Annotated in this window: 23 protein-coding genes, 3 tRNA genes and 1 other annotated feature; of the genes, 6 read left to right on the top strand and 20 right to left on the bottom strand. The window is 52.2% G+C overall.

Annotation, left to right across the window (positions count from 1 at the left end):
* Window positions 1-121 precede the first annotated feature (121 nt).
* From H8693_RS10550 to hisZ, 11 genes are all read right to left on the bottom strand, one after another.
* Window positions 122-196, bottom strand: a tRNA-Cys gene (locus H8693_RS10550).
* Window positions 197-226: 30 nt separating this feature from the next.
* Window positions 227-301 (bottom strand) — tRNA-Gly (locus H8693_RS10545).
* A gap of 7 nt (window positions 302-308) precedes the next feature.
* A tRNA-Asp gene (locus H8693_RS10540) sits at window positions 309-385 on the bottom strand.
* 175 nt (window positions 386-560) lie between these two features.
* Window positions 561-1214, bottom strand: a complete 654-nt coding sequence (hisIE, locus tag H8693_RS10535) for a bifunctional phosphoribosyl-AMP cyclohydrolase/phosphoribosyl-ATP diphosphatase HisIE (protein WP_178619873.1) — start codon at window positions 1212-1214, stop codon at window positions 561-563.
* A gap of 11 nt (window positions 1215-1225) precedes the next feature.
* Window positions 1226-1987 (bottom strand): imidazole glycerol phosphate synthase subunit HisF, encoded by a 762-nt coding sequence (gene hisF, locus H8693_RS10530; protein ID WP_178619870.1) that lies wholly within the window; start codon window positions 1985-1987, stop codon window positions 1226-1228.
* Window positions 1988-2704 (bottom strand): 1-(5-phosphoribosyl)-5-[(5-phosphoribosylamino)methylideneamino]imidazole-4-carboxamide isomerase, encoded by a 717-nt coding sequence (gene hisA, locus H8693_RS10525; RefSeq protein ID WP_249280934.1) that lies wholly within the window; start codon window positions 2702-2704, stop codon window positions 1988-1990.
* The gene (gene hisH / locus H8693_RS10520; protein WP_249280933.1) at window positions 2701-3306 is read right to left on the bottom strand and encodes an imidazole glycerol phosphate synthase subunit HisH; all 606 of its coding nucleotides are present in this window, start codon (window positions 3304-3306) and stop codon (window positions 2701-2703) included. The genes hisA and hisH overlap by 4 nt, the downstream gene beginning before the upstream one ends.
* Window positions 3307-3891 (bottom strand): imidazoleglycerol-phosphate dehydratase HisB, encoded by a 585-nt coding sequence (hisB, locus tag H8693_RS10515; RefSeq protein WP_178619860.1) that lies wholly within the window; start codon window positions 3889-3891, stop codon window positions 3307-3309.
* Window positions 3888-5177 (bottom strand): histidinol dehydrogenase, encoded by a 1290-nt coding sequence (hisD, locus tag H8693_RS10510; RefSeq protein ID WP_249280932.1) that lies wholly within the window; start codon window positions 5175-5177, stop codon window positions 3888-3890. The genes hisB and hisD overlap by 4 nt, the downstream gene beginning before the upstream one ends.
* On the bottom strand, window positions 5174-5812 hold the full coding sequence (gene hisG / locus H8693_RS10505; protein ID WP_178619855.1) for an ATP phosphoribosyltransferase: 639 nt from the start codon (window positions 5810-5812) through the stop codon (window positions 5174-5176). The genes hisD and hisG overlap by 4 nt, the downstream gene beginning before the upstream one ends.
* Window positions 5813-5820: 8 nt before the next feature.
* Window positions 5821-7014 (bottom strand): ATP phosphoribosyltransferase regulatory subunit, encoded by a 1194-nt coding sequence (hisZ, locus tag H8693_RS10500; RefSeq protein WP_249280931.1) that lies wholly within the window; start codon window positions 7012-7014, stop codon window positions 5821-5823.
* A gap of 267 nt (window positions 7015-7281) precedes the next feature.
* Window positions 7282-7520: a binding site (T-box leader), on the top strand.
* 62 nt (window positions 7521-7582) lie between these two features.
* Between hisZ and H8693_RS10495 the strand changes: the two genes are divergently transcribed.
* Together H8693_RS10495 and H8693_RS10490 are read left to right on the top strand one after the other, a co-directional pair.
* Window positions 7583-8869, top strand: coding sequence for an O-acetylhomoserine aminocarboxypropyltransferase/cysteine synthase family protein (locus H8693_RS10495; RefSeq protein WP_249280930.1), 1287 nt, complete (start codon window positions 7583-7585; stop codon window positions 8867-8869).
* A gap of 138 nt (window positions 8870-9007) precedes the next feature.
* The gene (locus tag H8693_RS10490) at window positions 9008-9187 is read left to right on the top strand and encodes a hypothetical protein (RefSeq protein WP_178621517.1); all 180 of its coding nucleotides are present in this window, start codon (window positions 9008-9010) and stop codon (window positions 9185-9187) included.
* 99 nt (window positions 9188-9286) lie between these two features.
* Here the strand turns inward: H8693_RS10490 and H8693_RS10485 are convergent, their stop codons facing one another.
* Complete coding sequence (locus tag H8693_RS10485) at window positions 9287-10801, bottom strand: xylulokinase (RefSeq protein ID WP_249280929.1); 1515 nt, start codon at window positions 10799-10801, stop codon at window positions 9287-9289.
* A 398-nt stretch (window positions 10802-11199) separates the two neighbouring features.
* Between H8693_RS10485 and H8693_RS10480 the strand changes: the two genes are divergently transcribed.
* From H8693_RS10480 to H8693_RS10470, 3 genes are all read left to right on the top strand, one after another.
* On the top strand, window positions 11200-11610 hold the full coding sequence (locus H8693_RS10480; protein ID WP_249280928.1) for a hypothetical protein: 411 nt from the start codon (window positions 11200-11202) through the stop codon (window positions 11608-11610).
* Window positions 11611-11636: 26 nt separating this feature from the next.
* A complete protein-coding gene (locus H8693_RS10475; RefSeq protein ID WP_249280927.1) occupies window positions 11637-13073 on the top strand; it encodes a DUF6034 family protein in 1437 nt (478 codons plus the stop codon).
* 243 nt (window positions 13074-13316) lie between these two features.
* Window positions 13317-14741: a DUF6034 family protein gene (locus H8693_RS10470; RefSeq protein WP_249280926.1), complete on the top strand. Its 1425-nt coding sequence runs from the start codon at window positions 13317-13319 to the stop codon at window positions 14739-14741.
* Window positions 14742-14887: 146 nt separating this feature from the next.
* Here H8693_RS10470 and H8693_RS10465 read toward each other — a convergent pair whose 3' ends face one another.
* Window positions 14888-16279 (bottom strand): MATE family efflux transporter, encoded by a 1392-nt coding sequence (locus H8693_RS10465; RefSeq protein WP_249280925.1) that lies wholly within the window; start codon window positions 16277-16279, stop codon window positions 14888-14890.
* A complete protein-coding gene (locus H8693_RS10460) occupies window positions 16276-16725 on the bottom strand; it encodes a MarR family winged helix-turn-helix transcriptional regulator (RefSeq protein WP_249280924.1) in 450 nt (149 codons plus the stop codon). The genes H8693_RS10465 and H8693_RS10460 overlap by 4 nt, the downstream gene beginning before the upstream one ends.
* A gap of 334 nt (window positions 16726-17059) precedes the next feature.
* On the opposite strand from H8693_RS10460, the gene H8693_RS10455 reads away from it, so the two are divergent.
* A complete protein-coding gene (locus H8693_RS10455) occupies window positions 17060-18520 on the top strand; it encodes a DUF6034 family protein (protein WP_249280923.1) in 1461 nt (486 codons plus the stop codon).
* A 53-nt stretch (window positions 18521-18573) separates the two neighbouring features.
* Here the strand turns inward: H8693_RS10455 and trpS are convergent, their stop codons facing one another.
* The 6 genes from trpS to tpiA form a co-directional block, all read right to left on the bottom strand.
* Window positions 18574-19578: a tryptophan--tRNA ligase gene (gene trpS / locus H8693_RS10450; protein WP_249280922.1), complete on the bottom strand. Its 1005-nt coding sequence runs from the start codon at window positions 19576-19578 to the stop codon at window positions 18574-18576.
* Window positions 19579-19600: 22 nt separating this feature from the next.
* Entirely contained in the window at window positions 19601-21076 is a 1476-nt protein-coding gene (gene thrC / locus H8693_RS10445; protein WP_249280921.1) for a threonine synthase, read from the bottom strand.
* Window positions 21077-21424: 348 nt separating this feature from the next.
* Window positions 21425-21835 carry an ATP-binding protein gene (locus H8693_RS10440; protein ID WP_249280920.1) on the bottom strand — a complete coding sequence of 137 codons (411 nt, stop codon included), beginning with the start codon at window positions 21833-21835 and terminating at the stop codon, window positions 21425-21427.
* 66 nt (window positions 21836-21901) lie between these two features.
* Entirely contained in the window at window positions 21902-22861 is a 960-nt protein-coding gene (locus tag H8693_RS10435; protein WP_249280919.1) for a TIGR01212 family radical SAM protein, read from the bottom strand.
* A 61-nt stretch (window positions 22862-22922) separates the two neighbouring features.
* A complete protein-coding gene (gpmI, locus tag H8693_RS10430; protein ID WP_249280918.1) occupies window positions 22923-24461 on the bottom strand; it encodes a 2,3-bisphosphoglycerate-independent phosphoglycerate mutase in 1539 nt (512 codons plus the stop codon).
* Between the two features lie 11 nt (window positions 24462-24472).
* The gene (tpiA, locus tag H8693_RS10425; protein WP_178621140.1) at window positions 24473-25216 is read right to left on the bottom strand and encodes a triose-phosphate isomerase; all 744 of its coding nucleotides are present in this window, start codon (window positions 25214-25216) and stop codon (window positions 24473-24475) included.
* Between the last annotated feature and the right edge of the window lie 19 nt (window positions 25217-25235).

Raw genomic sequence — 25235 nt, 5'->3', positions numbered from 1 at the left:
TTTTTCGTCCAAGCATAAAAAAGAAAAATCAGTCTTCAAAAACCGCGTTAACACTAGGATTATAATAAAACACCATTGATGTCCAAACCATAAGGGTTCAGATTTCAATGGTGTTTTCAACTGGAGGCGCCACCCAGACTTGAACTGGGGAATGAAGGTTTTGCAGACCTTTGCCTTACCACTTGGCTATGGCGCCATATAGGCGGCGCATCTGCACCGCACGTTTTGGAGCGGAAGACGAGATTCGAACTCGCGACATTCGCCTTGGCAAGGCGACGCTCTACCACTGAGCCACTCCCGCAGAAAATTGGCGACCTGGATGGGGCTCGAACCCACGACCTCTAGCGTGACAGGCTAGCGTTCTAACCATCTGAACTACCAGGCCATTTGCCTCTTTATAAGGAAAACAGGCCATTCTGCCACGTTTCGCGGCCAGCCGCTTATAAAACCGCGCCACACAATCCTATTATATGACGCGTAGTCTATTTTATTACGGCGGCCGCATACTGTCAAAAGCAAATATTTCCATTTGCTTTGAATAATCTCGTTATATTAGGCTTTTACTTCTTTTTTCTCCGATTTTCTACCAATCTCTCCCGGCGGCTTGCCAGCTCTTCAAAAATTTCCCCAGGCTGCATATTTTTCTCGCAAAGCAGCACCAAAAGATGATAGAGCAGATCGGATGCCTCATAGCGCAGCTCCCCATTATCCGGATTTTTAGAAGCGATAATGACCTCGGCGCACTCTTCGCCCACCTTTTTCAAAATCTTGTCAATGCCTTTGTCAAAGAGATAGTTGGTATAAGACCCCTCTTTGGGATGGCGCTTGCGCTCCACGATCACCCCATACAGCTCCTCCAGAATCCCGCTGGTGGCCGGAGCGTCCTCCTGGGCGATATGATTGAAAAAGCAGCTATAATTCCCCGTATGGCAGGCCACGCCCTTCTGCTTGACCCTGGCAAGCAGTGTGTCACCGTCGCAGTCATAGCTCAGGGTAACCATCCGCTGGGTATTGCCCGAAGTCTCCCCCTTGACCCAGAGGCACTGGCGGCTGCGGCTGTAATAGCACATCTGCCCGGTTTCCAGCGTTTTGTCAAGCGCCTCCCGGTTCATATAGGCCAGCATGAGCACAACATGGGTATCCACATCCTGCACCACCACCGGCACCAGGCCCTTTTCATCAAATTTTATCCCTTTCAGCATTTCTTCGTTCATTGGCTTTTCTCCTATTTCCACATCCGCACAGGGATGCCGCAGTTTTTCAGATATTCCTTGACCTGCCGGATCTCCAGCTCCTTATAGTGAAACAGCGACGCCGCCAGCACCGCCGAGGCATCCGCTTCCCGGATGACATCCCGGAAATCCTCCAGCCGGCCCGCGCCGCCGGATGCGATGACAGGGATATTCACGCAGTCCGTAATCATGCGGGTCAGCGCAATATCATATCCGGCCTTGGTGCCATCCGCATCCATACTTGTCAGAAGAATTTCCCCTGCCCCCAGCTTTTCGGCCTCCGCTGCCCATTCCAGGGCATCCCGGCCGGTATTCACCCGGCCGCCGTTGACATACACTTCATAGTGATCCCCATGGCGCTTGGCGTCGATGGCCACCACCACGCACTGGCTTCCGAACTTTTCCGCCGCCTCGCTGATGAGCGAAGGATTTTTCACCGCCGGGGAATTGACGGAGATCTTATCCGCGCCGCAGCTCAATATTGCCCGGAAATCTTCCACCGTCCGGATGCCGCCTCCCACTGTCAGGGGAATAAACACCTGCTCTGCCGTTTTGGCGACAACCTCCCGCATAATGCCCCGCTGATCCGAAGAAGCCGTGATATCCAAAAATACCAGCTCATCCGCTCCCGCGCGGTTATAGGCCTTGGCGATCTCGACGGGATCGCCGGCATCCTGCAAATTCACAAAATTGACCCCTTTTACCACCCGGCCCGCATGCACGTCCAGACAGGGGATAATCCGCCTTGTGAGCATCTATTTCCTCGCTTTCAAAGCCTCTTTAAAATCAATGGTTCCTTCATAGATCGAGGTTCCCACGATGACGCCGCAGGCGCCGCTGTCCCGCACAGCCACAATATCCTCAATGCTCTTGACGCCGCCCGAGGCAATGACGTTGATCCAAGTGTTCTTGACCATCTTGCGGGTGTTTTCCACATTCGGGCCGGAGAGCGTCCCGTCCCGCATAATATCCGTATAAATGATGGTATTGACACCCAGAGCGCGCATTTTCTCCGCCAGCTCGATGGCATCCACCTCGGTATCCTGCACCCAGCCGCGGGTCAGCACCTTGCCGTTTTTCGCATCGATGCCAACGGCAATCCGGTCCTTGCCATATTCGCCCTTGGCCCAGGTGATGAGGGAAGGATCTTCCACCGCCATGGTCCCGATGATGACCCGGGAAACGCCGACGTCCTCAATCCGGGCGCGGATATCCTCCTTGGTGCGCACACCGCCTCCCGTCTGGACGGGGATCTTCACCCGGTGTACAATCTCCTTGATGACGTCCTTGTTGACAAACTCGCCGGTAAAGGCAGCATCCAGGTCTACCACATGCAGCCAGTCCGCCCCCAGGGATTCCCAGTGCAGCGCCCACTCCACCGGATCGCCATATTCCTTTTCGCTGTTGGCGTCGCCCCGCAGCAGCCGGACGCATTTCCCACCCTTAATGTCAATCGCCGGATAAATTTTCATAGTCGCAATCCTCCAAAGTTTTTGATCATCGCAATTCCCGCGTCGCCGCTCTTTTCGGGATGGAACTGGGTGCCAAAGACATTCCCCCGGCGCACCGCCGCTGTAAACGGATATCCGTATTCACATGTGGCGATGATATCCCCTTCCTCCACCCCCTGGGCGTGATAGGAATGGACAAAATATACATACGTTTCGCTTTCCTCCCGCGAGAAAAGCGGGTTATTCCGGATTTGGAGGCTGTTCCAGCCCATATGGGGCACCCGCAGCCCGTTTACGCGAAAGGGAACCACCTCTCCGGGCACCAGGCCCAGGCATTCGTGTTCCCCGTTTTCCAGGCTCCTGTCAAACAAGAGCTGCATTCCCAGGCAGATGCCCAAAAACGGCTTGCCGGACTCGGCCGCCCGGATGGCCTCGTCAAAAAGGCCGCGCTCCCGCAGGTTTTGAAGGGCATCCCGGGCGGCGCCCACCCCCGGCAGGATCACATGGGAGGCATCCCGGATCGTCTGCTTGTCCGCCGTGATGCGGGCATCATAGCCCACATATTCACATGCCTTCTGGACGCTTCGCAGGTTGCCCATGCCATAATCGATAATTGCGATCATTTATAATGCTCCTTTGGTGGAGGGAATCCCCTGCACCCGCGGATCGACCTGCGTGGCCTGATCCAGCGCCCGGGCCAGAGCTTTCATCACTGCTTCGATGATGTGATGGGTGTTCCTTCCGTCGATTTTTTTCACATGCAAGGTGATCCCCGCCGCGAAGGCAAAGCCCCGCAGAAATTCCTCCAGCAGGCAGGCCTCAAAATTTCCCGTCCGTTCCGTGAAGAACTCCACATCATAGCTGAGATACGGCCGGCCGCTGATATCCAGGCTCACCATGACAAGCGCCTCATCCATGGGGAGAAACTGGGTCGCATAGCGGCAGATGCCCGCCTTATCCCCAAGGGCCCGCTTCATCGCCTCCCCAAGAGTAATCCCCAGGTCCTCGATGGTGTGGTGATCGTCCACCTCCGTATCGCCCTTGCAGGCGATCTCCAGATCCATCAGCCCATGCTTGGCCAGCATGGTGAGCATATGGTCGAAAAAGGGAACCCCGCTTTCCAGCGTATACCGGCCGGTTCCATCGAGATTGATTTTCACCGTGATATCCGTTTCCCCGGTTTTGCGCGAAAATTCACCGATTCTCATGTCTCCTCCTCAAAGCGGATGGCCGCCGAGCGGGCATGGGCCGTCAGGCCCTCTGCATTGGCAAACGCCTCCACCTTTTTATATACTTGATAGAACGCATCCCGATCATAATAAAGCGTGCTGGATTTTTTCAAAAAATCGTCCACAGACAGGGGCGAGGAAAACCGCGCCGTCCCGTTGGTGGGGAGAACGTGGTTCGTGCCCGCAAAATAATCCCCCAGAGGTTCGGGCGCATATTGCCCAAGGAAGATAGAGCCGGCGTTTTGAATCCGCGGCAACAGAGCCTCAAAATCGTCCATGCAAAGCTCCAGATGCTCAGGCGCAATGCGGTTGGCCACATCCGCCGCTTCCTCCATATCTTTGGTTACAATGATTGTACCATAATTCTCCAGGGATTGAAATACCGTCTCTTTTTTGGAGAGCAGCTCGGCCTGCCGCCAGATTTCCGCTTCCACGGCATCTGCCATCGCGGCGCTGGGCGTGACCAGAATGCAGGCCGCCATCTCGTCGTGTTCGGCCTGGGAAAGAAAATCCGCCGCGATAAACCGGGGGATCGAGGTATCGTCGGCAATGACCAGAACCTCCGAAGGCCCGGCCACCATATCGATGCCCACCTGCCCGAACACCGCCTTTTTCGCCAGCGCCACATAGATATTTCCCGGGCCGGTGATCTTATCCACCCGGGGCACGCTTTCTGTTCCAAAAGCCAGGGCCGCCACCGCCTGGGCGCCGCCTATTTTCAGGATTTTATCCGCGCCGGCCTCCCTGGCCGCCACCAGCGTGAGAGGCGGCAGCTTCCCATTCTTATCCGCCGGGGAAGCCATCAAAATTTCCTCCACCCCCGCCACCTTGGCCGGGATGATGTTCATCAGCACGCTGGAGGGATAGGACGCCTTGCCGCCGGGGACATAAACCCCCACCCGCCGGAGGGGCCGGATGATCTGGGAAAGACGGATGCCCGGCTTTTCCAGCGCAAACCCTTCCCGCTTTTGCCGGGCATGGTATTCCTCAATATTCCTGGCGCTCTCCCGGACGACCTCAATAAGCGCCGGGTCCACGGTTTCATAGGCCGCCTGAATTTCCTCCTCCGTGACATAGAGCGTGGTTTCATTCACGTCAAAGCCGTCAAACCGCTTTGTATAGGCGAACAGGGCGCTGTCGCCCCGGGTTTTTACCGCCGCCAGAATCTCGTCTACAGCCTTCTGCTGGGCCGCGCAGTCTCCCTGCCCCCGCTCCAAAAGGCGCTTTTTCAGTTCCTTGGTGTCTCCTCCGCATAACCGGATCATTTTTCCGCCTCCAATTCCTCTTTCATTTTGGCAATCAGGGGGGCAATCGCCTCATATTTCGTCTTGAGGCTCACCCGGTTGACCACCAGCCGGGCGCTCACGGCGCAAACCGTTTCCAGCACGGAAAGGCCGTTCTCCTTAAGCGTCCGCCCGCTCTCCACAATATCCACAATTACATCCGAAAGGCCCAGAATCGGCCCCAACTCAATGCTGCCGTTCAATTTGATGATCTCGATATTTTCGCCCTTCTGCTGATAATACATCTTGGCGATCCGGGGATATTTCGTCGCCACCCGGGTGACGGCGGAGGTGATCTCCTGCCGCTTTTTCTCCGCATAACCCGCCACGCAGATGTCGCACTTTCCATAGCGCAGATCCAGCATCTCATAGAGCGGCCGCCCCGCCTCCAGAAGCGTATCCTTCCCCACAACGCCCAGATCCGCCACGCCATGGTCCACATAGACCGGAACATCCGTGGGCTTGACGAGCAGATAGCGCACGTCGTTTTTCCTGTCATAAAATACCAGCTTGCGGGAATCCTCCCGGAGCTCGCTCACATCCAGCCCGCACCGCTCCAGCAAATCCTCCGCCATTTCCGCCAAACGCCCTTTGGCCAAGGCAATCGTTATCTGCATGCTCTCCCTCACTTCCGCCGTTCCGGCTGCGCCTGATCGCTGTAGTAGTATACCGCATCCACATTTTCATCCGCCGCATATCCGGCAAGCACCTCCGGCGCAGGATCGATCTCAAACACCGCCACCTGCCCGGCCTGCCGCAGGGCCTCCGCCTGCAAAAATGCCGCCTTTGCCCAATGCGCCTGGGCCGCCACCACTGTCTTTTTTGTCCTCTTCACGCGCAGGCTGCCCTGCCGTTCCAGCGCGATGAGCACCCGCTTGACCCCGAGGGCAAAGCCGACGGCCGGGCGGTCGATTCCAAATTCGCCGTTCAGCCCGTCATACCGTCCGCCGGAAAGCAGGGGAAAGCCCATTTCATGGGCCATGCCCCGGAACACAATGCCGGAATAGTAATGGTATTTATGCAGCATCCCCAGATCCAGGGACAGATATTTTTCATAGCCAAATTCGCAGAGCAACTGGTAGACCGCCTCCAGATTATCCAGAGCCGCGGCGCAGGCCGCATTGCCCGAAAGCGCCCGGGCCTTCTCCAGGACCTCGCGGCCGCCGAACAGCCCCGGCAGGGCCAGCAGCTTTTCCCGAAGCGCGCTGTCTACTCCCAGCTGATCCAGCCGGTATTCCAGCTCCACGGAATTTTTGTTGTCGATCAGCTCCCGCAGCTCCTCCGCCGTCTCCCCAGGAATATTTCCATCCTGCAGCAGCCCTTTATAGAAGCCCACCTGGCCGATATCGATCTTGAAGCCGGTAAGCCCCGCGCCCAAAAGCGAGCGCACCGCCAGGGCGATGGATTCCGCATCCGCCCCGCTGCCGCCTTTGCCCACCAGCTCCACGCCTGCCTGGGTAAATTCGCTGCGCTGGCCGATGGTATAGTCCTCCACGCCATAGGCGTTTTGGATATAGAAAAACCGGAACTGCCCCTCCTCTGCAAAATTGTTGGAGATCATCCGGGCGATGGGCACAGTGACATCCGGCCGGAGCACGAGGATCCGCCCGTTGAGATCGAAGAATTTGATCATATTTTCCTGCATATAGGCCCCGATTCCGTCTGAGAACACGTCATAGTATTCAAAGGACGGGGTTTCGATCTCTTCATATCCGTTTTTCATAAATTCCTGCCGCAGCGTTTCCTCCAAATCCCGCTTGGCCCGGCATTCCGCCGGCAGGAAATCCTGCACGCCCTCTGGCAGCTGATTTCTGCGCATGGTATTCCGCCTTTCATTTTTAATATGCTATCATGTTAGCACGTTAAATTATTATATGCCATCTTCTGCCTTTTGTCAATTCAAATTATATAAAAAAAATCCTTCTTTTGGCAAGGTATCTCCCAAGTCATGAATTTCATCGATATCTTTTCCATGGCGCGTCAATCCAGCCCGCCCCTGTTCATGTTTTCCAATGGAAATATCCTCTAAAATAATGCAGCCGCCGCCGGATCAATTGACAATGCCCCAAAAATATGCTATTTTGATAAAAACGCGATGATGGAAAGAGTAGCCGTATTTCCCCATCAGAGAGCCTGCTCCAGGCTGCAAGGCAGGCGGGAGACGAAATCCGGCGAACATGGCTCCGAAGCGGCGTTTCCGATGGGTTTCTTAGGGAACGACGGGCTTTCCCGTTATAGAAAAGGGGTAAAACCGACCCCATGAGGCCTTCCGCGCGAGCGGCAAGGTGAACCGAAGTGGCACCGCGGGATTTTCTCGCCTTCTTATTTCCAGATAAGAGGGCGTTTTTTATACCCCCAATTTTATCATCAATGAAAAGGAGAACACCATGGAAAACAAACAGCAGCACATCAACACCAAGTGTGTGCAGGCCGGCTATACCCCGAAAAACGGCGAACCGCGCATCCTGCCCATTTACCAGTCCACCACATATAAATACGAATCCAGCGAGCAGATGGGCCGGCTTTTTGATCTGGAGGAAAGCGGCTATTTCTATACCCGGCTGCAAAACCCCACTAACGATGCCGTCGCCGCAAAGATCGCGGCGCTGGAAGGCGGCGTTGCCGCGCTTCTCACTTCGTCCGGGCAGGCGGCCTCCTTCTTCGCCATCTTCAATATCGCCGGTGCCGGCGACCATATCGTGAGCGCCTCGGCGATTTATGGCGGAACCCTCAACCTCTTCGCCGTGACCATGAAGAAAATGGGCATTGATGTGACCTTCGTCAGCCCGGACGCTTCTCTGGAAGAGCTGAATGCCGCCTTCCGTCCCAACACCAAGGCCGTGTTTGCGGAGACGCTCTCCAATCCCTCCCTCATCGTTCTGGATATTGAGAAATTTGCGTCCTGCGCTCATGCCCATGGGGTTCCCCTCATCGTGGACAATACCTTCCCAACGCCCATCCATTGCCGTCCCTTCGAGTTCGGCGCGGATATCGTCACCCATTCCACTACCAAATATATGGACGGCCATGCCACCAGCGTAGGCGGCGCCATTGTAGACAGCGGCAATTTCGACTGGACGGCCCATGCGGATAAATTCCCCGGCCTGACCCAGCCCGACGAATCCTATCACGGCGTCACCTATACGGAAACGTTTGGAAAGGCGGCCTATATCACAAAGGCCACCGTCCAGCTCATGCGGGATCTGGGCTCCATTCCCTCGCCGCAAAACTGCTTCCTTCTGAATCTGGGGTTGGAAACCCTCTTCCTGCGGGTGGAGCGCCACTGCGAAAATGCCCTTGCGGTGGCCAAATATCTGGAAAAGCACGACAAGATCGAGTGGATCAACTATCCCGGCCTGGAGAGCAGCCCCTATCATGCGCTGGCCCAGAAATATATGCCGGACGGCACTTGCGGCGTCATCGCCTTTGGCATCAAGGGCGGTCGGGAGGCGGCCACAAAGTTCATGGACAGCCTCAATCTGGCAGCCATCGTCACCCATGTGGCCGATGCGCGCACCTGCGTTCTGCATCCCGCCAGCACCACACACCGCCAGCTCACAGATGCGCAGCTGAAGGATGCGGGCGTAGATCCCGGCCTCATCCGCCTTTCGGTGGGCATCGAATATATCGGCGACATCCTGGCCGATATTGAGCAGGCGCTGGAAACCGTCTGATAAGTCCATCATCCTTTGCCGGTCAGAAAAACAAACAACCGGGGCGGGAAATTTCCGCCCCGGTTTTATTCATGCTAAATTTTTGTTTTTCCGCATAAACTCCATTTTCCGGGGCACACTACCCGCGAGGTGATTATTATGGAACAATCTTTGCATGACCTTCCCCTGGGCTTCAGCATGGCCCTGGCACAGAATCCCGAAGCGTTCCGCCAGTTTGGCGAGCTGACCGAGGCCCAGCAAAATGAGCTGATCCGCAAGGCCCATGCTGTGCATTCCAAAACCGAGATGCAGGCCCTGATCTCCGGCATTCTTTCCTAGGCGCCCGGCAAAACCGTCCCGCAAAGAAAAAGCAAAGGCGCTCTCCTCCGCAAACCGGGAGAGCGCCTTTGTTATCTGCTTTTGATATCCAAAAACTCCCTACTTGGACATTTCCGCAAAGACCTCCACCAGGTCGTAGTAGGTCTTGTCAAAGAGCGGCATGAGCTTTTCATAGGCCGCCGTATGCTCCGCAACCGGCTTGTTCACCGAGTTTACTTTCAGGAAGCGGTCGATATCCTGGAAGCCGCCCAGCTCTCCCACGCCCACGCCCGCGACAACCGCGGCGCCCATGGAGGAGACCTCGTCCATATAGTCCAGCTTGATGATGTCCGTGCCGAAAATATCCGCAAAAATCTGACGCACGATATCCCCCTTGGAGAGTCCGCCGATGATGGTCATTTCCGTGATCTCCATATGCTGCTGCAAAAGCCGCAGGATGATGCAGAGGTTCATGCCGATGCCCTCAATGACGCTGCGCAGCAGATCCCCCCGCTTGTTGGACATCTTGAGGCCCGCAAAAACGCCCTTGGCATGGGGATTCCACCGGGGCGAACGCTCTCCCTGCAAATAAGGCAGGAACAAAACGCCGTTGGCTCCCACGGGCGACGCCTCAATCTGCGGATTGATAAAGTCATAAGGGCTCCTGCCCTCTTCCCTGGCCCGGCGCTGCTCATCCAGGCAGATTTCGTTTTTCACCCAGTTGAAGGCCGAACCCGCCGACTGCATGGTGCCGCTGGGGCAATACATCCCCGGCACGACATGGGCCACGTTGACAATCCGCATTTCCTTATCAAACACCGGCTCGCTGGAGGCGCTGGCCACCCAAGCCGAAGAGCCTGCGCAGACATAGCTCTTGCCCTCGGCAATCGAACCCGCGCCCACAGAGGAGCACTGGCCGTCGCCGCCGCCCAGCACCACCTTGGTGCCCGGGGCCAGGCCGCATTCCTCCGCGATTCCCGCCGGGATCTCGCCCATCACCGTCGTCGCCTCAAAAATTTCCGGGAACATCTCGCCGTCCACGCCTGCCAGGTCGATCAGCTCCTGCGACCATTCCCGCTTGACGATATCCATCGCCGCCGTGCCCGAACCGTTGGAGGGATCGATGCCATAGCGCCCCGTCATTTTATAAATAATATAGTCCTTCGCCGAGAGGATTTTGTCCGTCTGTTTATAGGTATCCGGATCGTTGGCCTTGAGCCACATCAGCTTTTCCAGGGTATAGCCGCTGCTGGGCTGGGTGCCCGTGGTGGTGTAGTGTTTCCAGGGATCCATGTGGGTGCGGATATAGTTTTCCTCCTTGGAGGAACGCATATCTGCCCAGATAATGGAGGGGCCAAGAGGCCGGCCGCCTTTATCCATGCAGAGCAGGTTTTGCATCTGCCCGCTGAAGGAAACCGCGACAACTGCCTTTTTATCGATTCCTTCCAGAAGGTGCTTTGTGCTGTCGCAAACCGCCTTCCACCAGTCCTCCGGGTTCTGTTCGGCCCAGTTATTGTTGTAATAATGGGTGTCATAGGGCGCGATTACGCTCTTGATGAGCGCGCCGTCCGTGTCAAACAGCGTTGCCTTGTTGCCCGAGGTACCCAGGTCGTGTGCCAAAAGATATTTCGTCATCCCATTTTCCTCCCAACGAAAGTGTTATAATAGTTATGGAATCATATGCCGTTATAAAAAATTCCGCCCCGATGAATCTGTTCCTATTATATTTGAAAACCAATGGGAATTCAACTGGAAAGTCTGTTCTTTTTTTAGATAAAAAAATTTAAAAAATTTTTCATTTTTATGTAAGAATCCTTCCCTCCCAGGAATATTAAGGATAGAAACAACCAAATTTCAAACCGCAACTAATTGAATACGGGGGGAGGTGAAGCCCATGGGCATAGGAAATGCCCTTGAAAATCCGGCCGGGCAGCCCCTGCGGACGCAAGTTCCGCAGGTGATCTTCAAGGGCACAACCAGTATAGCATATTTCGACAAACTTGACAAATCAAAATAACAAAGGGGAAAAACAAATGAAAAAGAAAGCAAGAAAAATCGTCGTTTGTGTAATGGTTGTTATGTCGATTTTTGCTGTTTGCAGTACGGCGTTTGCAGTAGGTGAAACACTGAGTCATAGCGGGACATCTAAATCAGGATACTATACAACAAATTCTGTTCCGCAAAAGCATGATCCATATCTAAAATGTCAGGCATGGACAACCAACCCAAGCTCCGCAACTATGAGAGCTTACCCGGTTTATAAGAAAAATGACGTGGGGAATTGGATTCAAATAGTTGATGATGAACCGGCGCGTTATGGAACAAAATTTGAACTTCCCAGCCATAATGATTTATGGCATGTTCATCTTCGTATTATGAACGTAGGCAGTTATCAGGGGTATTCCGTATATTCTTCGGGTAATTGGCAATTAGTGGATGCTTAAACAGACATAAAGAAAGGAACAGCCGTATGAATAAGATAATAAAAAAAATTTTTCGTATAAATATTATTCTATTAACTATTTGCTGTTTGCTCTGCTCTTGCCAGCCCACTCCGGAAGAAGCTGTTGTCAGCCAGAAAGGGGATTTGACGGATAAAATCTCAGAAACTGCTGACCCGGGGCAAGCTCCTACAGGGGTGGGGAGCCGGTATATTTATGAAAAAACATATGAAGCATCGGGGAACACGCTTTCCATTGATGTGCAACTCACTGGAGGCGAAGAGGGCCGAATGCCGGTGCTGACAGTGGAGGGAAACCCTTTTGAAAGTGGAGAACCAATGAAGGAAATTGTGACAACATTATTTCCAGATTATCAAATTTACGACTATGCCGAATTAACACAAGAGGACTATGATAAAGAAATAAAAAGATTTGAGTTAGCTCTCTTCCGTGAAAAAAATCATTTAGATCCGGAAACAGGAGAGCCTCTTCCAGAGGGGGAGGAGAGTCTTGTTGGATATCCTATAGCAGATTCCCTGCAGGGACTAAGTAGAGAAGAACGAAATAAGCTAACAAAAGTAGAGAAACTACAAATTTATGTTGATGAATTGAAAGAGAAGGCAACAAAAGCGCCAAGGGATTCCGAATTGAAGCCTGCCCAATATAAAATTGAGGGTAATGTAATTCCTCAGGAGAATCTTCGCATCATGAAGGGTGATATTAAATATGATGTTGATTTTGCAAATTGGGCGGATCGTCCCGGTTCTATTTTCATGGTAAAACGAATGAATGTTGATTCTTCTTTAGTTAAATTACCATTAAAAGCCGAGTTGCCAGCCAACGTAAAAAACCTTGAGGAACAGCAGAATATCGAAAATATCTTGCAATCAATGGGGATTGACTATATGCAACTGAACTGTATCTATCAAGGAGAAGATGCCTGCCAATATATCTATACAAGAGCATATAACGGAGCGCAGGAGGACTATGCCGCGTTCTATCTGGGTCTCACCGCAACAGATGGGGATGGTGTTATCGCACAAAATCTCTGGCAGCAGGAATATTTTCAAATTACAATGTACCAGGGAATGATTCAGGATATTACATGGAACAATCCTTCTCAAATTGTAAAAGTGGATAACGAAAATACCAAAATCCTCCCCTGGAGTGAAATCCAGAAAATCTTTGAACGGCAAATCGGATATATGCTCACGCCTAGTGATGAAAGCCGGGCGGAAGGAATCGGCCAGTTGTTCTGGAAAGCCTCGGATCTCCGGATTAACCGCATCAGCCTAGGGCTGATGAAGGTCATCATGAAGGATACCAACGAATACAAACTCATTCCCGTTTGGAGCTTTTTTGGTCAGGATAATTTGAATACGGAACTTGAGGATTGTCCAGAGAAATGCTATCTCACCATCAACGCCATGGATGGAAGCATCGTTGATCGGGGAGTCATGTACTAACTTAGTCAGCTGACGCAAATTGTAAATAAGGGTGGAAAAGAGTGGTTCGGCACTTTGCATGCTGAACCGCTCTTTTTTCATTTTGTGGTCCGCTTTTCAAACTATCTTCCCCATTTCATGTATCCAAACTTTTAATTTTTCCGTTTGGTCTTGTCCCCTTTCTTTTGGTAAGTTACAATAAAAATACAGACACTTCGTTTTTCATAAAATGTATTTCTCTTCTAAAAAGAAAGGGGCTTCGCTATGTTCCGGAAAAATATGCGCTTTCGCCTTTTTGTATGTTTTTTTGCTCTCCCTCTCCTCCTTTCCGCCTGCCAGCCCACCCCGGAAGAAGCTGTTGTCAGCCAAAAGGGAGATTTGACAGATAAAATCGCAGAAACTGCTGACCCGGGGCAAGCTCCTACAGGGGTAGGGAGCCATTATTCTTTGGAAAAGACCTTTGAACAATCTGGCCATACCCTTATTGTAGACGCTGATATCACGGGTGGTGATGAAAGCAAAATGGCAGTACTGACAGTCGCAGAGAAGCCCTTTGAAAGCGGGGATTCACTAAAAAGAATAGTAGAAGGAGCATTTCCTGAATATACTGTATACAATTATACCGAGGTTACCAAGGGGGAGCTAGAATATGGAATTCAAGAAGCCGAATTGATGATTTTCCGGATTAAAAATAATCTCCATTCCCTTACAGGAGAACCGTTAAAAGAAGGAGAAGAACAAGTAATCTATGCAACAGACTCCTTAGTTGGTAAAGTTACTGATGAAATGACGGATTTAGAAATAATGGAGCTTTATCTTGAGGATTTAAAAAGAATGCAGGCAGAAGCGCCTGCAGATGATGAACTGCCTCCTGCAGATTATATGATACATTATCCAAAAGGCGAAGAATATGCTCAAGGTAATTTTCGCTTAGTAAATGGTGATTCCGCATTAAAAATGGATGTTATCAATATCCAAGAGGGAGAGCGAGGAGGATACTTTTTTGTTTATAATATGATGAGCGATTTTTCAGAGGAAAGAGAGATCCCTTCTATTGCCACTCCCATTTCTGAGTTAAAAGATCCCGGAGAACTTCAGAGAGTACAGCAACTGCTTCAAAATATAGGAATCGATTATATGGAACTCTATGAAGTATATCAGGGAGAAAATGCCTGCAAGTATGTTTTCACCCGGTCCTACAACGGTGCGCAGGAAGACTATGTGGGGGAATATTTGGGATTATCCGTGACGGATGGAGATGGGGTTCAGGTGCAGCGGCTTTGGAAGCCTGAGTATTTCACCATCATCATGAATAATGGTGAAATTGAGGATATTTATTGGAAAAATCCCTCCCAAATCGTAAAAGTGGATAACGAAAATGTAAAAATCCTCCCCTGGAACGAAATCCAACAGATTTTTGAAAAGCAGATGGAATTTTTGTTGACCCCCAGTTCCGAGGGCGGAGATTCCATGTTCTGGTGGAAACCCTCGGATATAAAAATTGAACGGATTACTTTAGGATTGGCGAAAATGCTCATGAAGGATTCCGGGGAATACAAGCTCATTCCCGTCTGGAACTTCTTCGGCCGGGACAACAGCAATTCCGACATGGAAGATGCCGAAGAAAAATGCTATGTCACTATCAATGCACTCGATGGTACCATCATGGATCGAGATGTCATGTATTAACAATTAAAACTGCAAACAAGGGTGGAAAAGAGCGGTTCGGCACTTTGTGTGCTGAACCGCTCTTCTTTCGTGTTTGATCTATTTCCCTTTTCCTTTTCAATATAAAGCGAAGCAGTCCTTTATGGAAAGGCTGGCCCGCTTTTCTTTTACTTTGTATCTTCTGCTTTTGCTGGCATCTCCGAAATCTGTTTCAAAGATTTGCGGAATTGGAAGGTAAACAGGATCACCGTAAAGGAAACAGCAATGAAATCCGCCACCGGCTCCGCCATATAGACTGCCGTCGTCTTATCCGCCGGGAAGATCAGTGGCATCACATAGATTAGCGGAATTAACAGGATAAATTTTCGCATCACTGCCACCAGAATGGACGCCTTTGCATTCCCCAGAGATGTGAAGGTCATTTGGCAGGCGATCTGAATTCCAAAGAGCAGCAGGCAAGCCATATAGATCCGCAGGGCATTCCCGGTGAATGCCAAAAGCGGCGCTGAATCCGTGAACATCGCGGCAAAGGCCTGCGGGAAGAGCATGACAAAGCCCCAGAGCAATGTGGAATAAACGAGGCTGGCCTTCAGCAGCAGCTTATATGCCGCCTTTACCCGGTCGGGATTGCGCGCGCCATAATTATAGCTGATGATCGGCTGAGCGCCCTGGCCAAGCCCCTGTAAAGGCAGCATGGCAAACTGCATAACGCTGGTTAAAATCGTCATCGCGCCAACGGCGATATCGCCGCCATACCGCAGCAGAGAGGAATTGAAGCAGATGGAAATAACGCTTTCGCTGCCCTGCATGATGAAGGTGGATAATCCAAGAGCCATGCATGGCAGAACAATCCCGGCCTTCAGCGCCATGTTTTTCCAATGCAGTTTCAGGCGAGTCTTTTTGCCGCACAGGAAGAGCAGAACCCAGGCGCAGGACATTGCCTGAGAGATGATCGTTGCCAGGGCGGCTCCTTCCACGCCCATCTGGAACGCAAAGATAAAGATAGGGTCCAAAATGATGTTGGCAACAGCGCCGATCAGAACCGACAGCATTCCGGTTTTGGCAAATCCCTGGGCGGTGATAAACGCGTTCATTCCCAAAGTCATCTGCACAAAAATTGTGCCAATAGCATAGATGTTCATATAGTTGACGCCGTATTCAATGGTGTTTTCGCTGGCGCCAAAGGCCATGAGGAAATCCCGGTTCCAAAGCAGCAGAGCCGCCGTCAAAAGAACCGAAATGATACACTGGATTACAAAGCAGTTGCCCAGCGTTTTTTCGGCCGAGGCGTGATCCCCCTTGCCCATATAGATAGACGCCCGCGGCGCCCCTCCAAACCCGGCGAATGCGGCGAATGCCGTCACAATCATGATAAGCGGCATGCAGACGCCCACGCCCGTCAGCGCGGCAGCTCCCACTTCGGGAATATGGCCGATATAGATCCGGTCCACGATGTTATACAGCATGTTGATGACCTGAGCGGTCACCGTGGGGATCGCCAGCTTCCAAAGCAGCCGGCCGACTGGCATCGTCCCTAAAAAGTCCTTTTCCTGGTTCATCTGTTTTCTCCTCTTTCTCCCTCAAGTTTTATATTTTCTGCAATTCGTTTGTTAAATTGAACAACGAGGTTTTCTTCTTCCTCCGAAAAGCCCTGGAAAACCCGTTCCCGGAATCTTTCCCGAACCCTTTCAATCTCCTGTGTAATGGGTTTTGTTTTCTCCGCTAGTGAAAGGTGGATTTTCCGCCGGTCTTTTGTATCCTGCGTCCGGTAAAGCAGGGATTTCTGGATCAGGCTTTCCACAGCCTGGGACACGTTGCTCTTGGCGAGCATGCGCAACTCCACGATATCCGCCGCCGTATCCTTGCCGGGATTATTATAGAGAAAGCTGATGATAGTCGTTTCCATCAGTGTCAAATCATAATGTTCACATACGGGTTTGAGCATGCTGTCATATAGTTTGATGATCCTCCGCATATTGGTGAGAAGCGTCGTTGCCCGCCTCATGCCTTTCCCTCCATTCCTGCCGGTTATTCTAATAGTTCTTTTTATAACTGTTCTTTCCATAAACTATTTTACTCATAACTGGCGGTCTGTCAAGGGGATTATGCTTTTTTGTTCATCTCCGTCAAAAACTGTGTAATTTTACTGAAGATTATTTTTTCTTTCCCGGTTTTTGCATCATTTTTTAAAACAGGTTGTATCCGGCATTTTAACTTTCCGAAATTCTATTGAAAATAAAACATTCGGCAATTTATAATGAAATTACCCACAATCGTATTTTTCACACGCTGCTTATACATCCTATTTCTATTTACTTTTTAGGGAAAGGGGTACAATCATGAAAAGGGCCAAGTCTATTTCTTCTATTCTCGCAATTCTTCTTGCCTTCTGTATTCTTGCTTCCGCCTGTCAGGCCACACCGGAGGAAACCTTCGTTGCACAGAAAACGGGGGACCTGGAGGAAAAAATTCAGGCAACCGCGACGCCCGGGCCGCCGACGGGGGTGGGCAGCCATTACTATTTGGAGAGAACGTATGAATCCTCCGGCAAGACCCTGATTGTGGATGCAGATATCACCGGCGGCGACGAAAGCAAGATGGCGGTGCTTACCGTTGAGGAAAAATTGTTTGAAAGCGGGGATTCGCTGAAAGCTATCGCTGAGGGATTGTTTCCTGGATATAACCTTTATGAATATGGGATCTTTACAAAAACTGACTTGCGTGAACAAATTGCCGAAATGGAATTGATCCTATTTCGTCTACAGAATAATTTACACACTATAACGGGAAAGCCTTTAAAGGAAGGAGAAGACCAGGTTCCCACCTATCTCCCTGAATCCATGCAGTTACCTGTAGATGAATATGATAAGCTTTATGGGGATAAGGAATTCAGCAATATTGAATTAGCAGAGCTTAATTTAAAAGAGCTGCATGAAAAATATAATTCTGCTCCAGAAGATGAAGAATTGGGGCCGCCTCGTTATCAGATCGAATTAAAAAATAGTACTCTTCCCCAATCCAACATTCTTTGTAAAAAAGGGGACATCCGCTACTCCCTAAATTTCATCAATCCTGAACATGGAGAAACCGGAGCTGCGCTATGGGTAGACCGGCTTACAAATTATCACGAAATTGGAGGTGAGTTGGAGGATACTCTCCCAGATCAACCAACACCCTTATCCGAACTTAAAGATCCGGCGGAATTAGAAAGAATTCGTGCTTTACTAAAAAATACAACGGGTATCGATTATATGGAGCTTTATGAATTCTATCAGACGGACAACGCCTGTGAATATATTTTCACCCGTTCTTATCATGGAGCAGTAGAAGACTATGTTGGTGAATATCTGAATTTGAAGCCAACGGATGGGGATGGTGTCGTTGTCCAACAGTTGTGGAAGCCAGAATATTTATCTGTTACCATGTATAAAGGGGAAATATATCAAATTCGTTGGAAGAATCCTTCCCGCCTGGTAAAGGTAGACAACGAATCCGTCAAAATCCTGCCCTGGGAGGAGATCCAGGAGATTTTCGAGCGGCAGATCGGCTATATGATGACGCCTGACGAGGAGGGCCATGAGATGTTCTGGTGGCGCCCCTCCAACGTCAAAATTGAGCGTATCACCCTGGGGCTGGGCAAGGTGCTTATGAAGGATACAAACGAATATAAGCTCATTCCCGTCTGGAACTTCTTCGGCCGGGACGATACTTATGGTTCCATGGAAGATGCCAGCGAAAAATGCTATCTCTCCATCAACGCCCTGGACGGCACCATTGTCGACCGGAACGCCATGTATTAGGCCGGCAAAACGGCAAACAAAAAAGAGAGGGAATCCCCTCTCTTTTTTCCCTTTTAGAATTTTTTGGGACCAAAGCCCACCTTTCGCTGCACCTTTGCCAGCGTCTTATAGGCCGTCTTTGCCGCTTTTTCCGCGCCTTCGCCCATCAGGCGGTTTAAGAACTCCTTATCCGCCCGAATCTCCTGAAAGCGGCTTTGCAGCGGCTCCAGCGCCGAGATCACCGCTTCGCAGACAGCCTCTTTCAACGCGCCGTAATTCATCCCGGCGAAATCCTTTTCCGCCTCCTCGGGGCTCTTGCCCCGCAAAGCGCCATAGATGGAAAGCAGGTTGGAAACTCCTGGCTTTTCCTCGCAACAGCGGATCTCCCCGTCGCTGTCCGTCACAGCCCGCCTGATTTTGCGGGCAATTACATCCGGTGGGTCCATGAGGGCAATATAGCCATTGGGATTGGGATCGGATTTAGACATCTTCTTCTCCGGCTCCTGCAAGCTCATGATCTTGGCCCCGGCTTTGGGGATATAGGGTTCGGGGATAGTGAACACATCGCCATACAGATTGTTGAACCGCAGGGCAATATCCCGGGTAATCTCCAAATGCTGCTTCTGATCCACTCCAACGGGCACAAGATTCGCGTGATAAAGCAAAATATCCGCCGCCATCAGCACAGGGTAGGTATATAGCCCGGCGTTCAGATTATCGGGATGGCGCTGGGCCTTATCCTTAAACTGGGTCATGCGGTTGAGCTCGCCCATATAGGTATAGCAATTCAAGATCCAAGCCAGCTCGGCATGGGCGCTGACATGGGACTGCACATAAATCGTGTTTTTCTCCGGGTCCAGCCCCGCCGCCACCATCAGGGCCAAAAGGTCGCCGCACCGTTTGCGCAGCTCCGCAGGCTCCTGGCGGACAGTGATGGCGTGCATATCCACCACGCAGTAATAGCAGTTGAATTCCTCCTGCAAATCCACCCAGTTTTTGAGGGCGCCCAGATAGTTGCCCAGCGTCAGGTTGCCCGAAGGCTGAATTCCGCTGAAAATCGTCTGTTTCTCTTCCATCATTTTCTCCCCTTCCGCCTCTCTTTTACAGCATATGCAAAATCACGTCGCTTAAGCCATCTTTATCCACACAGTCGGCAAACCGAACCGGCGCGTCTTTCAGAGATGCGATCTGCGCGGGCAGCGGAATGCCGGTGACGGCGGATAACTTGATGGCCGCGTCAAACGGGTCCTCAATGCGCTCCCCGTTCACCGCAAACAGCACATCCTGCACAAATTTAAAGGGGCTGGCGGTGGAAACCGTGATGCTGGGCTTCCGGTCGCCCGTGCGGGTCATATAGTCTTCATAGACCGTCTGGGCCACTGCCGTATGGGGATCCATCAGATATCCATAATTTTTATAGATCCGGCGGATGGTGCGCATGGTGCGCACATCGTCGGCAAAATCCGCATAGAACTCTTCTGCCATCAGCCGCTGATAGCTTCCGTCCATGCTGTACTGTCCCTCATTTTTGAGAGTCTGCATCAATTCTTCGATATATTTGGCATTGCGCTCGGTCACTTCAAAGAGCAGCCGCTCCAGATTGCTGGAAATCAGGATATCCATGGAGGGCGACATGGTCTTGAAGAACATCCGGTTGGTCACATACCGCCCGGAATCGAAAAAGTCCGTGAGCACATTGTTTTTGTTGGAAGCGCAGATCAGCTTTGCCACGGGAAGCCCCATGCGCTTGGCATAATAGGCCGCCAGGATATTTCCAAAGTTGCCGGTGGGGACGGTGATGTTCACCTCGTCGCCCATGCGCACCTCGCCCGCCCGCACCAGCCGGGCATAGGCATAAATATAATACACGATCTGCGGCGCCAGCCTTCCAAAGTTGATAGAGTTGGCGGAGGAAAAGACATAGCCCTTCTCCCTCACCTTTTCCGCCATTTGAGGATCGGCAAACACCTGTTTTACGCCGGTCTGCGCGTCGTCAAAGTTCCCCCGCACAGCGCAGACATAGGTGTTTTCCCCGCCCTGGGTCACCATCTGCAGCTTCTGCATGCTGGAAACGCCTTCCTCGGGATAGAACACGGCGATTTTCGTCCGGGGCACGTCCTTGAAACCCTCCAGGGCCGCCTTTCCCGTGTCGCCGGAGGTGGCCGTCAAAATCAGCACATCCTCCTTTCCCCCGTTCTCTGCCAGCGCCGCGCCCATCAGCCGGGGCAGCAGCTGGAGCGCCATATCCTTGAAGGCCAGCGTGGGCCCGTGGAACAGCTCCAGGACAAATTCTCGTTTTCCCAGCTTTTTCATGGGGGTAACCCGCGCATCGTCGAAATTTTCATAGGCCGCAGTGGTCATGGCGAGAAGCTCTTCCGGATCCATTTCAAAATAGAACCCCAGAACCCGGGCCGCCGCCTGGGCATAGGTCATGCCGCCGATCTCCTCAATACATTCCCGGCTGATCTGCGGAAAAGTTTCGGGAACAAACAGGCCGCCGTCATCGGCGATTCCCTTCAGAACGCCTTCCAGCGCCCCCACAGTGTTTCCCGCGTTTCTTGTGCTGACTAATCTCATACAGTTCCTCCAAACGGCGTTGCCGCTTATTTTTTATTCTTCTATCGCCCCTCCCGCTTGTCTGCGGGAAGGGCTGTAAACGCCTTGCAGCGTCAGATTCTTTTCTTTTTAAGCCACAGTTTCCACTTATCCTTTGTCCAGCCACCACATCTCTTCTAAAAAACCGGGCCTCTTTGCCGTGCATCAACGACAATAGCAGCCAGCAGTGAACGCTCGGGGCATAAAAATTTGTCTCCGCCCCGTCCATGCATACATTATACCATGGAAACAGAAAAAATCCACGAATTCCTACATTTTTGACACAAAAAAGGCGGCTGGGAACATTCCCAGCCACACTTCCTTATGCCGTTAAATCACAAACGCTTTCAAATACTCGGGCATGACCGCCGGATCGGCGCTCACATTTAAAACCAGCTTCACGTTGTTCTTTTCCGCCAGCTGGATAAGAGTTTTAAAGAAAAACTCCATTTCCTCCGGCTGCTTTTTCACGATGTGGATGAAAGCATCCAGATAAATCGCCGAAATATCAAAATTCTGGGCCAGCATGCCGCAGATAAAGCCATAGAGCTTTTCCTCGCTGTCTACACTATATTCCGAAACATCGACGAACCGCACCTGGTGCCGCACATCATACATATAGCGCTTGTCGTCGTCGATGAAAATAACATCTCCCTGCGCGGTCTCCGCCTCCTTGTTGACCATCTCCAAAAGGCGTTTTGTCTTGCCGCTTCCCTTTGTTCCATAAATTAGTTGAACCATTGAAATCATCCCTTTCTTCTTTGTGATTTTTCGTCTCTATTCAAAGCGCCCTTGCGCTTCTTCCCGCTATTCCTGCTGTTCTTCAAATCCAGCCTGCCGGAGGGCCTTTCCGTCCAGATAATCGCATTTGCAGCCCTGGGTATATCCCCTTTTCCGCATCCGCGCCTCGATCCCATCCCGGATCTTCCACCAGCTCATTCCCCCGGCCGCCGCCGAGAATTCCTCCGGAATCCGCCCGGCAATCCGGTGAATCACCATATCCGGCCGGACCACCGCCAAAAACTCCGCCGCCCGGGCGATATATACCTGCGGATCGGGAAGAGGGAGCTCCCCTCTTTCATATTGCTCCGCCATCCGGCTTCCTTTGGCCAGATAGAGGGAATGCAGCTTCACGCCCCCGATTCCCAGCGCGGAGAGAATTTTTGCCCCCTCCACGGCATCCTCCATCGTATCTCCCGGAAGATCCAGAATCATATGGGCAACAACGCCAAACCCCTCGCCCCGCAGGGCCAGGACAGCGTCCAGAAATTCCGCCAGGGTGTGCCCCCGGTGTATGTTTGCAAGTGTACGGTAATTGGGAGTTTGCAGCCCCAGCTCCAAGGTAATGGGCCGTTCCAGCTCCTCCTGCAGCTGCCGGAGCGTTTTTGCATAGGAACGGGATATACAATCCGGCCGCGTGGCAATGGCAATCTCCGCAATCTGCTCCATGGGCATGGATCGGATCTGTTCTGCCAGCCGGGCTGCCGGCTGAAAGGTGCCGGAAAAATTCTGCAAATATAGAATAAAAAGCTCTGCTTTATATTTTCTATGCATGAACTCCCGATTCCTTCTTATTTGTTCCCCAAAAGATAAATTATTTGTGAACGATTCAAAGCCTGCTCCCAGGGGGCTGCAATAATCGCATCCCCTTCCGTCCGCATCCTTGTTGGGGCAGGTGACGGGAAGATTCACCGGCAGTTTATAGACCTTCTGGCCGTATTTTTCCCGATAATATTCCGAAACCGGGTAATAGAGCCTCTCTCGCATCCGCTTCTCCCAGGAAAAAGCAATCCCGTCGCAAGGGCGGGATTGTCTCCATCCGTTTACTTTATTTCACGATCATGGAAGTTCCTTCCATTTCCTTGGGTTTGGGCAAATCCATCATGTCCAGCATCGTGGGGGCGATATCCGCCAGAATGCCGTCCTCCCGCAGCTTGGCGCCCTTCCAATCCTTGCCCACCAGGATAAAGGGCACGGGATTGGTGGTGTGGGCCGTGAAGGGGCCTCCCGTCGCGGGATCGATCATAAGCTCGCTGTTGCCGTGGTCCGCCGTAATGATGACCTGGCCGCCCACGGACAGAATGGCGTCCACCACCTTGCCTACGCACTCGTCTACCGTCCGGACAGCCTTTTCCGCCGCCTCCAAAACGCCCGTGTGGCCGACCATATCCGGATTGGCAAAGTTCAGGATCATCACGCCGTATTCGCCGGATTTGATGCGCTCCACTGCCTTCTCCGTCACCTCATAGGCGCTCATCTCCGGCTGGAGGTCATAGGTCGCCACCTTGGGAGAGGGGATCAGCACCCGGTCTTCTCCCGGGTTGGGCTGCTCCACGCCGCCGTTGAAGAAGAAGGTAACATGGGCATATTTCTCAGTTTCCGCGATGCGGAACTGTTTTACGCCGTTCTTGCTCAGGTATTCGCCCAGGGTATTTTCCAGCGTCTGCGGCTTATAAGCCACATGAATATTCGGGAAGGTCTTGTCATATTGCGTCATGGAGACGAAATACACCGGGAAGTATTCCCGCGCAAAGCCGGAGAATTCCGGATCGATGAAGGTGCGGGTGATCTCCCGGGCCCGGTCGGGGCGGAAATTGAAGAAGATGATCGAATCATCCTTTTTCACCCGCGCCACCGGCTGGCCGTTTTGAGTGATGACCGTGGGCAGAACGAATTCGTCCATCACGCCCGCATCATAGGACGCCTGCATGGCGGCCACGGCGCTCTCATTAAATTCGCCCTCGGATTTTGCAATGGCGTCATATGCCTTCTGCACCCGCTCCCAGCGGTTATCCCGGTCCATGGCATAATACCGGCCGCTGACCGAGGCGATCTTGCCCACGCCGATCTCCTGGAGCTTGGCTTCCAGCTGCTCCATATAGCCCTTGCCGCTGTCCGGCGGAACGTCCCGGCCGTCCATGAAGCAATGAATATAGACGCGATCCAGGCCGCGCTTCTTTGCCAGCTCCACGAGAGCATAGAGATGCTCGTTATGGCTGTGTACGCCGCCATCCGAAAGCAGACCGAAAAGATGCAGGTCTGTGCCGTTTTTCAGGCAGTTATCGATGGCATCGTTGAATTCCTTCACCTGGAAAAAATCCCCGTCCTGAATCGCCTTGGTGATCCGGGTCAGCTCCTGATATACGATGCGGCCCGCGCCGATGTTCAGGTGCCCCACTTCCGAATTGCCCATCTGCCCGTCCGGCAGGCCCACGGACATGCCGGAAGCGCCGATAAAGGTCATGGGGTATTCGGCTTCCAGAGCGCTGATATGCGGAGTTCCCGCCAGCTTCACGGCGTTTCCCTCGCTGTCCTTGCGTTCCCCAAAGCCATCCATGATGATGAGAGCTGTAAATTTATTGTTCATATGCTGTTCTCCTAGTATTTGACGACCTGGCTGAAATCCTCCGCCTTCAGGCTGGCGCCGCCGATCAGGCCGCCGTCGATTTCAGATTTCGCCATAAGCTCGGAGGCGTTCTTGGGGTTCATGCTGCCGCCATACTGGATGCGCATTTCGTCCGCCGCCTCGCCGTATACTTCCCGCACCGCCGCACGGATATCGCCAATCGTCTCGTTAGCCTCGTCGGAAGTGGCCGTTTTGCCAGTGCCAATGGCCCAAATAGGCTCATAGGCGATGACAACGCCTGCCACCTGCTCCTTGGTAAGCCCCTCAAGGGCCAGCTTGCTCTGCAGGGAAACGATCTCTTTCGTGATGCCCTTTTCCCGCTGCTCCAGGCTCTCGCCCACGCAGATGATGGGCTTCAGGCCGGCAGCCAGCGCCGCTTTAACCTTTTTGTTGACGGTTTCATCGGTTTCAGCAAAATACTGCCGCCGTTCACTGTGGCCAATGATTACATATTCCACACCGATAGACGTGAGCATTTCGGCGGAAACTTCGCCGGTATACGCGCCCTTGGGCTCAAAATGCAGGTTCTGCGCCCCCAGATGGATGTTGCTGCCGGCAATCGCCTCTTTCGCAGCGCTCAGGCAAACAAACGTCGGGCAAACGACGACCTCGGCCTGGGCATCCGCCACCAGCGGCTTCAGGGCCTCAATCAGCTCTTTTGCCTCTGCCGGGGTTTTATTCATTTTCCAGTTTCCCGCAATGATGGGTTTTCTCATATTTTTACCTCCAAAAATT

The sequence above is a fragment of the Guopingia tenuis genome (assembly GCF_014384805.1).
In the GTDB taxonomy this organism is placed as follows: Bacteria; Bacillota; Clostridia; order Christensenellales; family Christensenellaceae; genus Guopingia; species Guopingia tenuis.
This window is presented reverse-complemented; position numbering and strand designations above follow the sequence as displayed.

Excerpts from the sequence above, each read along its gene's own strand:
- hisIE (WP_178619873.1), bottom strand. The coding sequence starts at position 1,214 with ATGAACGAAGAAATGCTGAAAGGGATAAAATTTGATGAAAAGGGCCTG.
- hisF (WP_178619870.1), bottom strand. The coding sequence starts at position 1,987 with ATGCTCACAAGGCGGATTATCCCCTGTCTGGACGTGCATGCGGGCCGG.
- hisA (WP_249280934.1), bottom strand. The coding sequence starts at position 2,704 with ATGAAAATTTATCCGGCGATTGACATTAAGGGTGGGAAATGCGTCCGG.
- hisH (WP_249280933.1), bottom strand. The coding sequence starts at position 3,306 with ATGATCGCAATTATCGATTATGGCATGGGCAACCTGCGAAGCGTCCAG.
- hisB (WP_178619860.1), bottom strand. The coding sequence starts at position 3,891 with ATGAGAATCGGTGAATTTTCGCGCAAAACCGGGGAAACGGATATCACG.
- hisD (WP_249280932.1), bottom strand. The coding sequence starts at position 5,177 with ATGATCCGGTTATGCGGAGGAGACACCAAGGAACTGAAAAAGCGCCTT.
- hisG (WP_178619855.1), bottom strand. The coding sequence starts at position 5,812 with ATGCAGATAACGATTGCCTTGGCCAAAGGGCGTTTGGCGGAAATGGCG.
- hisZ (WP_249280931.1), bottom strand. The coding sequence starts at position 7,014 with ATGCGCAGAAATCAGCTGCCAGAGGGCGTGCAGGATTTCCTGCCGGCG.
- H8693_RS10495 (WP_249280930.1), top strand. The coding sequence starts at position 7,583 with ATGGAAAACAAACAGCAGCACATCAACACCAAGTGTGTGCAGGCCGGC.
- H8693_RS10490 (WP_178621517.1), top strand. The coding sequence starts at position 9,008 with ATGGAACAATCTTTGCATGACCTTCCCCTGGGCTTCAGCATGGCCCTG.
- H8693_RS10485 (WP_249280929.1), bottom strand. The coding sequence starts at position 10,801 with ATGACGAAATATCTTTTGGCACACGACCTGGGTACCTCGGGCAACAAG.
- H8693_RS10480 (WP_249280928.1), top strand. The coding sequence starts at position 11,200 with ATGAAAAAGAAAGCAAGAAAAATCGTCGTTTGTGTAATGGTTGTTATG.
- H8693_RS10475 (WP_249280927.1), top strand. The coding sequence starts at position 11,637 with ATGAATAAGATAATAAAAAAAATTTTTCGTATAAATATTATTCTATTA.
- H8693_RS10470 (WP_249280926.1), top strand. The coding sequence starts at position 13,317 with ATGTTCCGGAAAAATATGCGCTTTCGCCTTTTTGTATGTTTTTTTGCT.
- H8693_RS10465 (WP_249280925.1), bottom strand. The coding sequence starts at position 16,279 with ATGAACCAGGAAAAGGACTTTTTAGGGACGATGCCAGTCGGCCGGCTG.
- H8693_RS10460 (WP_249280924.1), bottom strand. The coding sequence starts at position 16,725 with ATGAGGCGGGCAACGACGCTTCTCACCAATATGCGGAGGATCATCAAA.
- H8693_RS10455 (WP_249280923.1), top strand. The coding sequence starts at position 17,060 with ATGAAAAGGGCCAAGTCTATTTCTTCTATTCTCGCAATTCTTCTTGCC.
- trpS (WP_249280922.1), bottom strand. The coding sequence starts at position 19,578 with ATGATGGAAGAGAAACAGACGATTTTCAGCGGAATTCAGCCTTCGGGC.
- thrC (WP_249280921.1), bottom strand. The coding sequence starts at position 21,076 with ATGAGATTAGTCAGCACAAGAAACGCGGGAAACACTGTGGGGGCGCTG.
- H8693_RS10440 (WP_249280920.1), bottom strand. The coding sequence starts at position 21,835 with ATGGTTCAACTAATTTATGGAACAAAGGGAAGCGGCAAGACAAAACGC.
- H8693_RS10435 (WP_249280919.1), bottom strand. The coding sequence starts at position 22,861 with ATGCGAGAGAGGCTCTATTACCCGGTTTCGGAATATTATCGGGAAAAA.
- gpmI (WP_249280918.1), bottom strand. The coding sequence starts at position 24,461 with ATGAACAATAAATTTACAGCTCTCATCATCATGGATGGCTTTGGGGAA.
- tpiA (WP_178621140.1), bottom strand. The coding sequence starts at position 25,216 with ATGAGAAAACCCATCATTGCGGGAAACTGGAAAATGAATAAAACCCCG.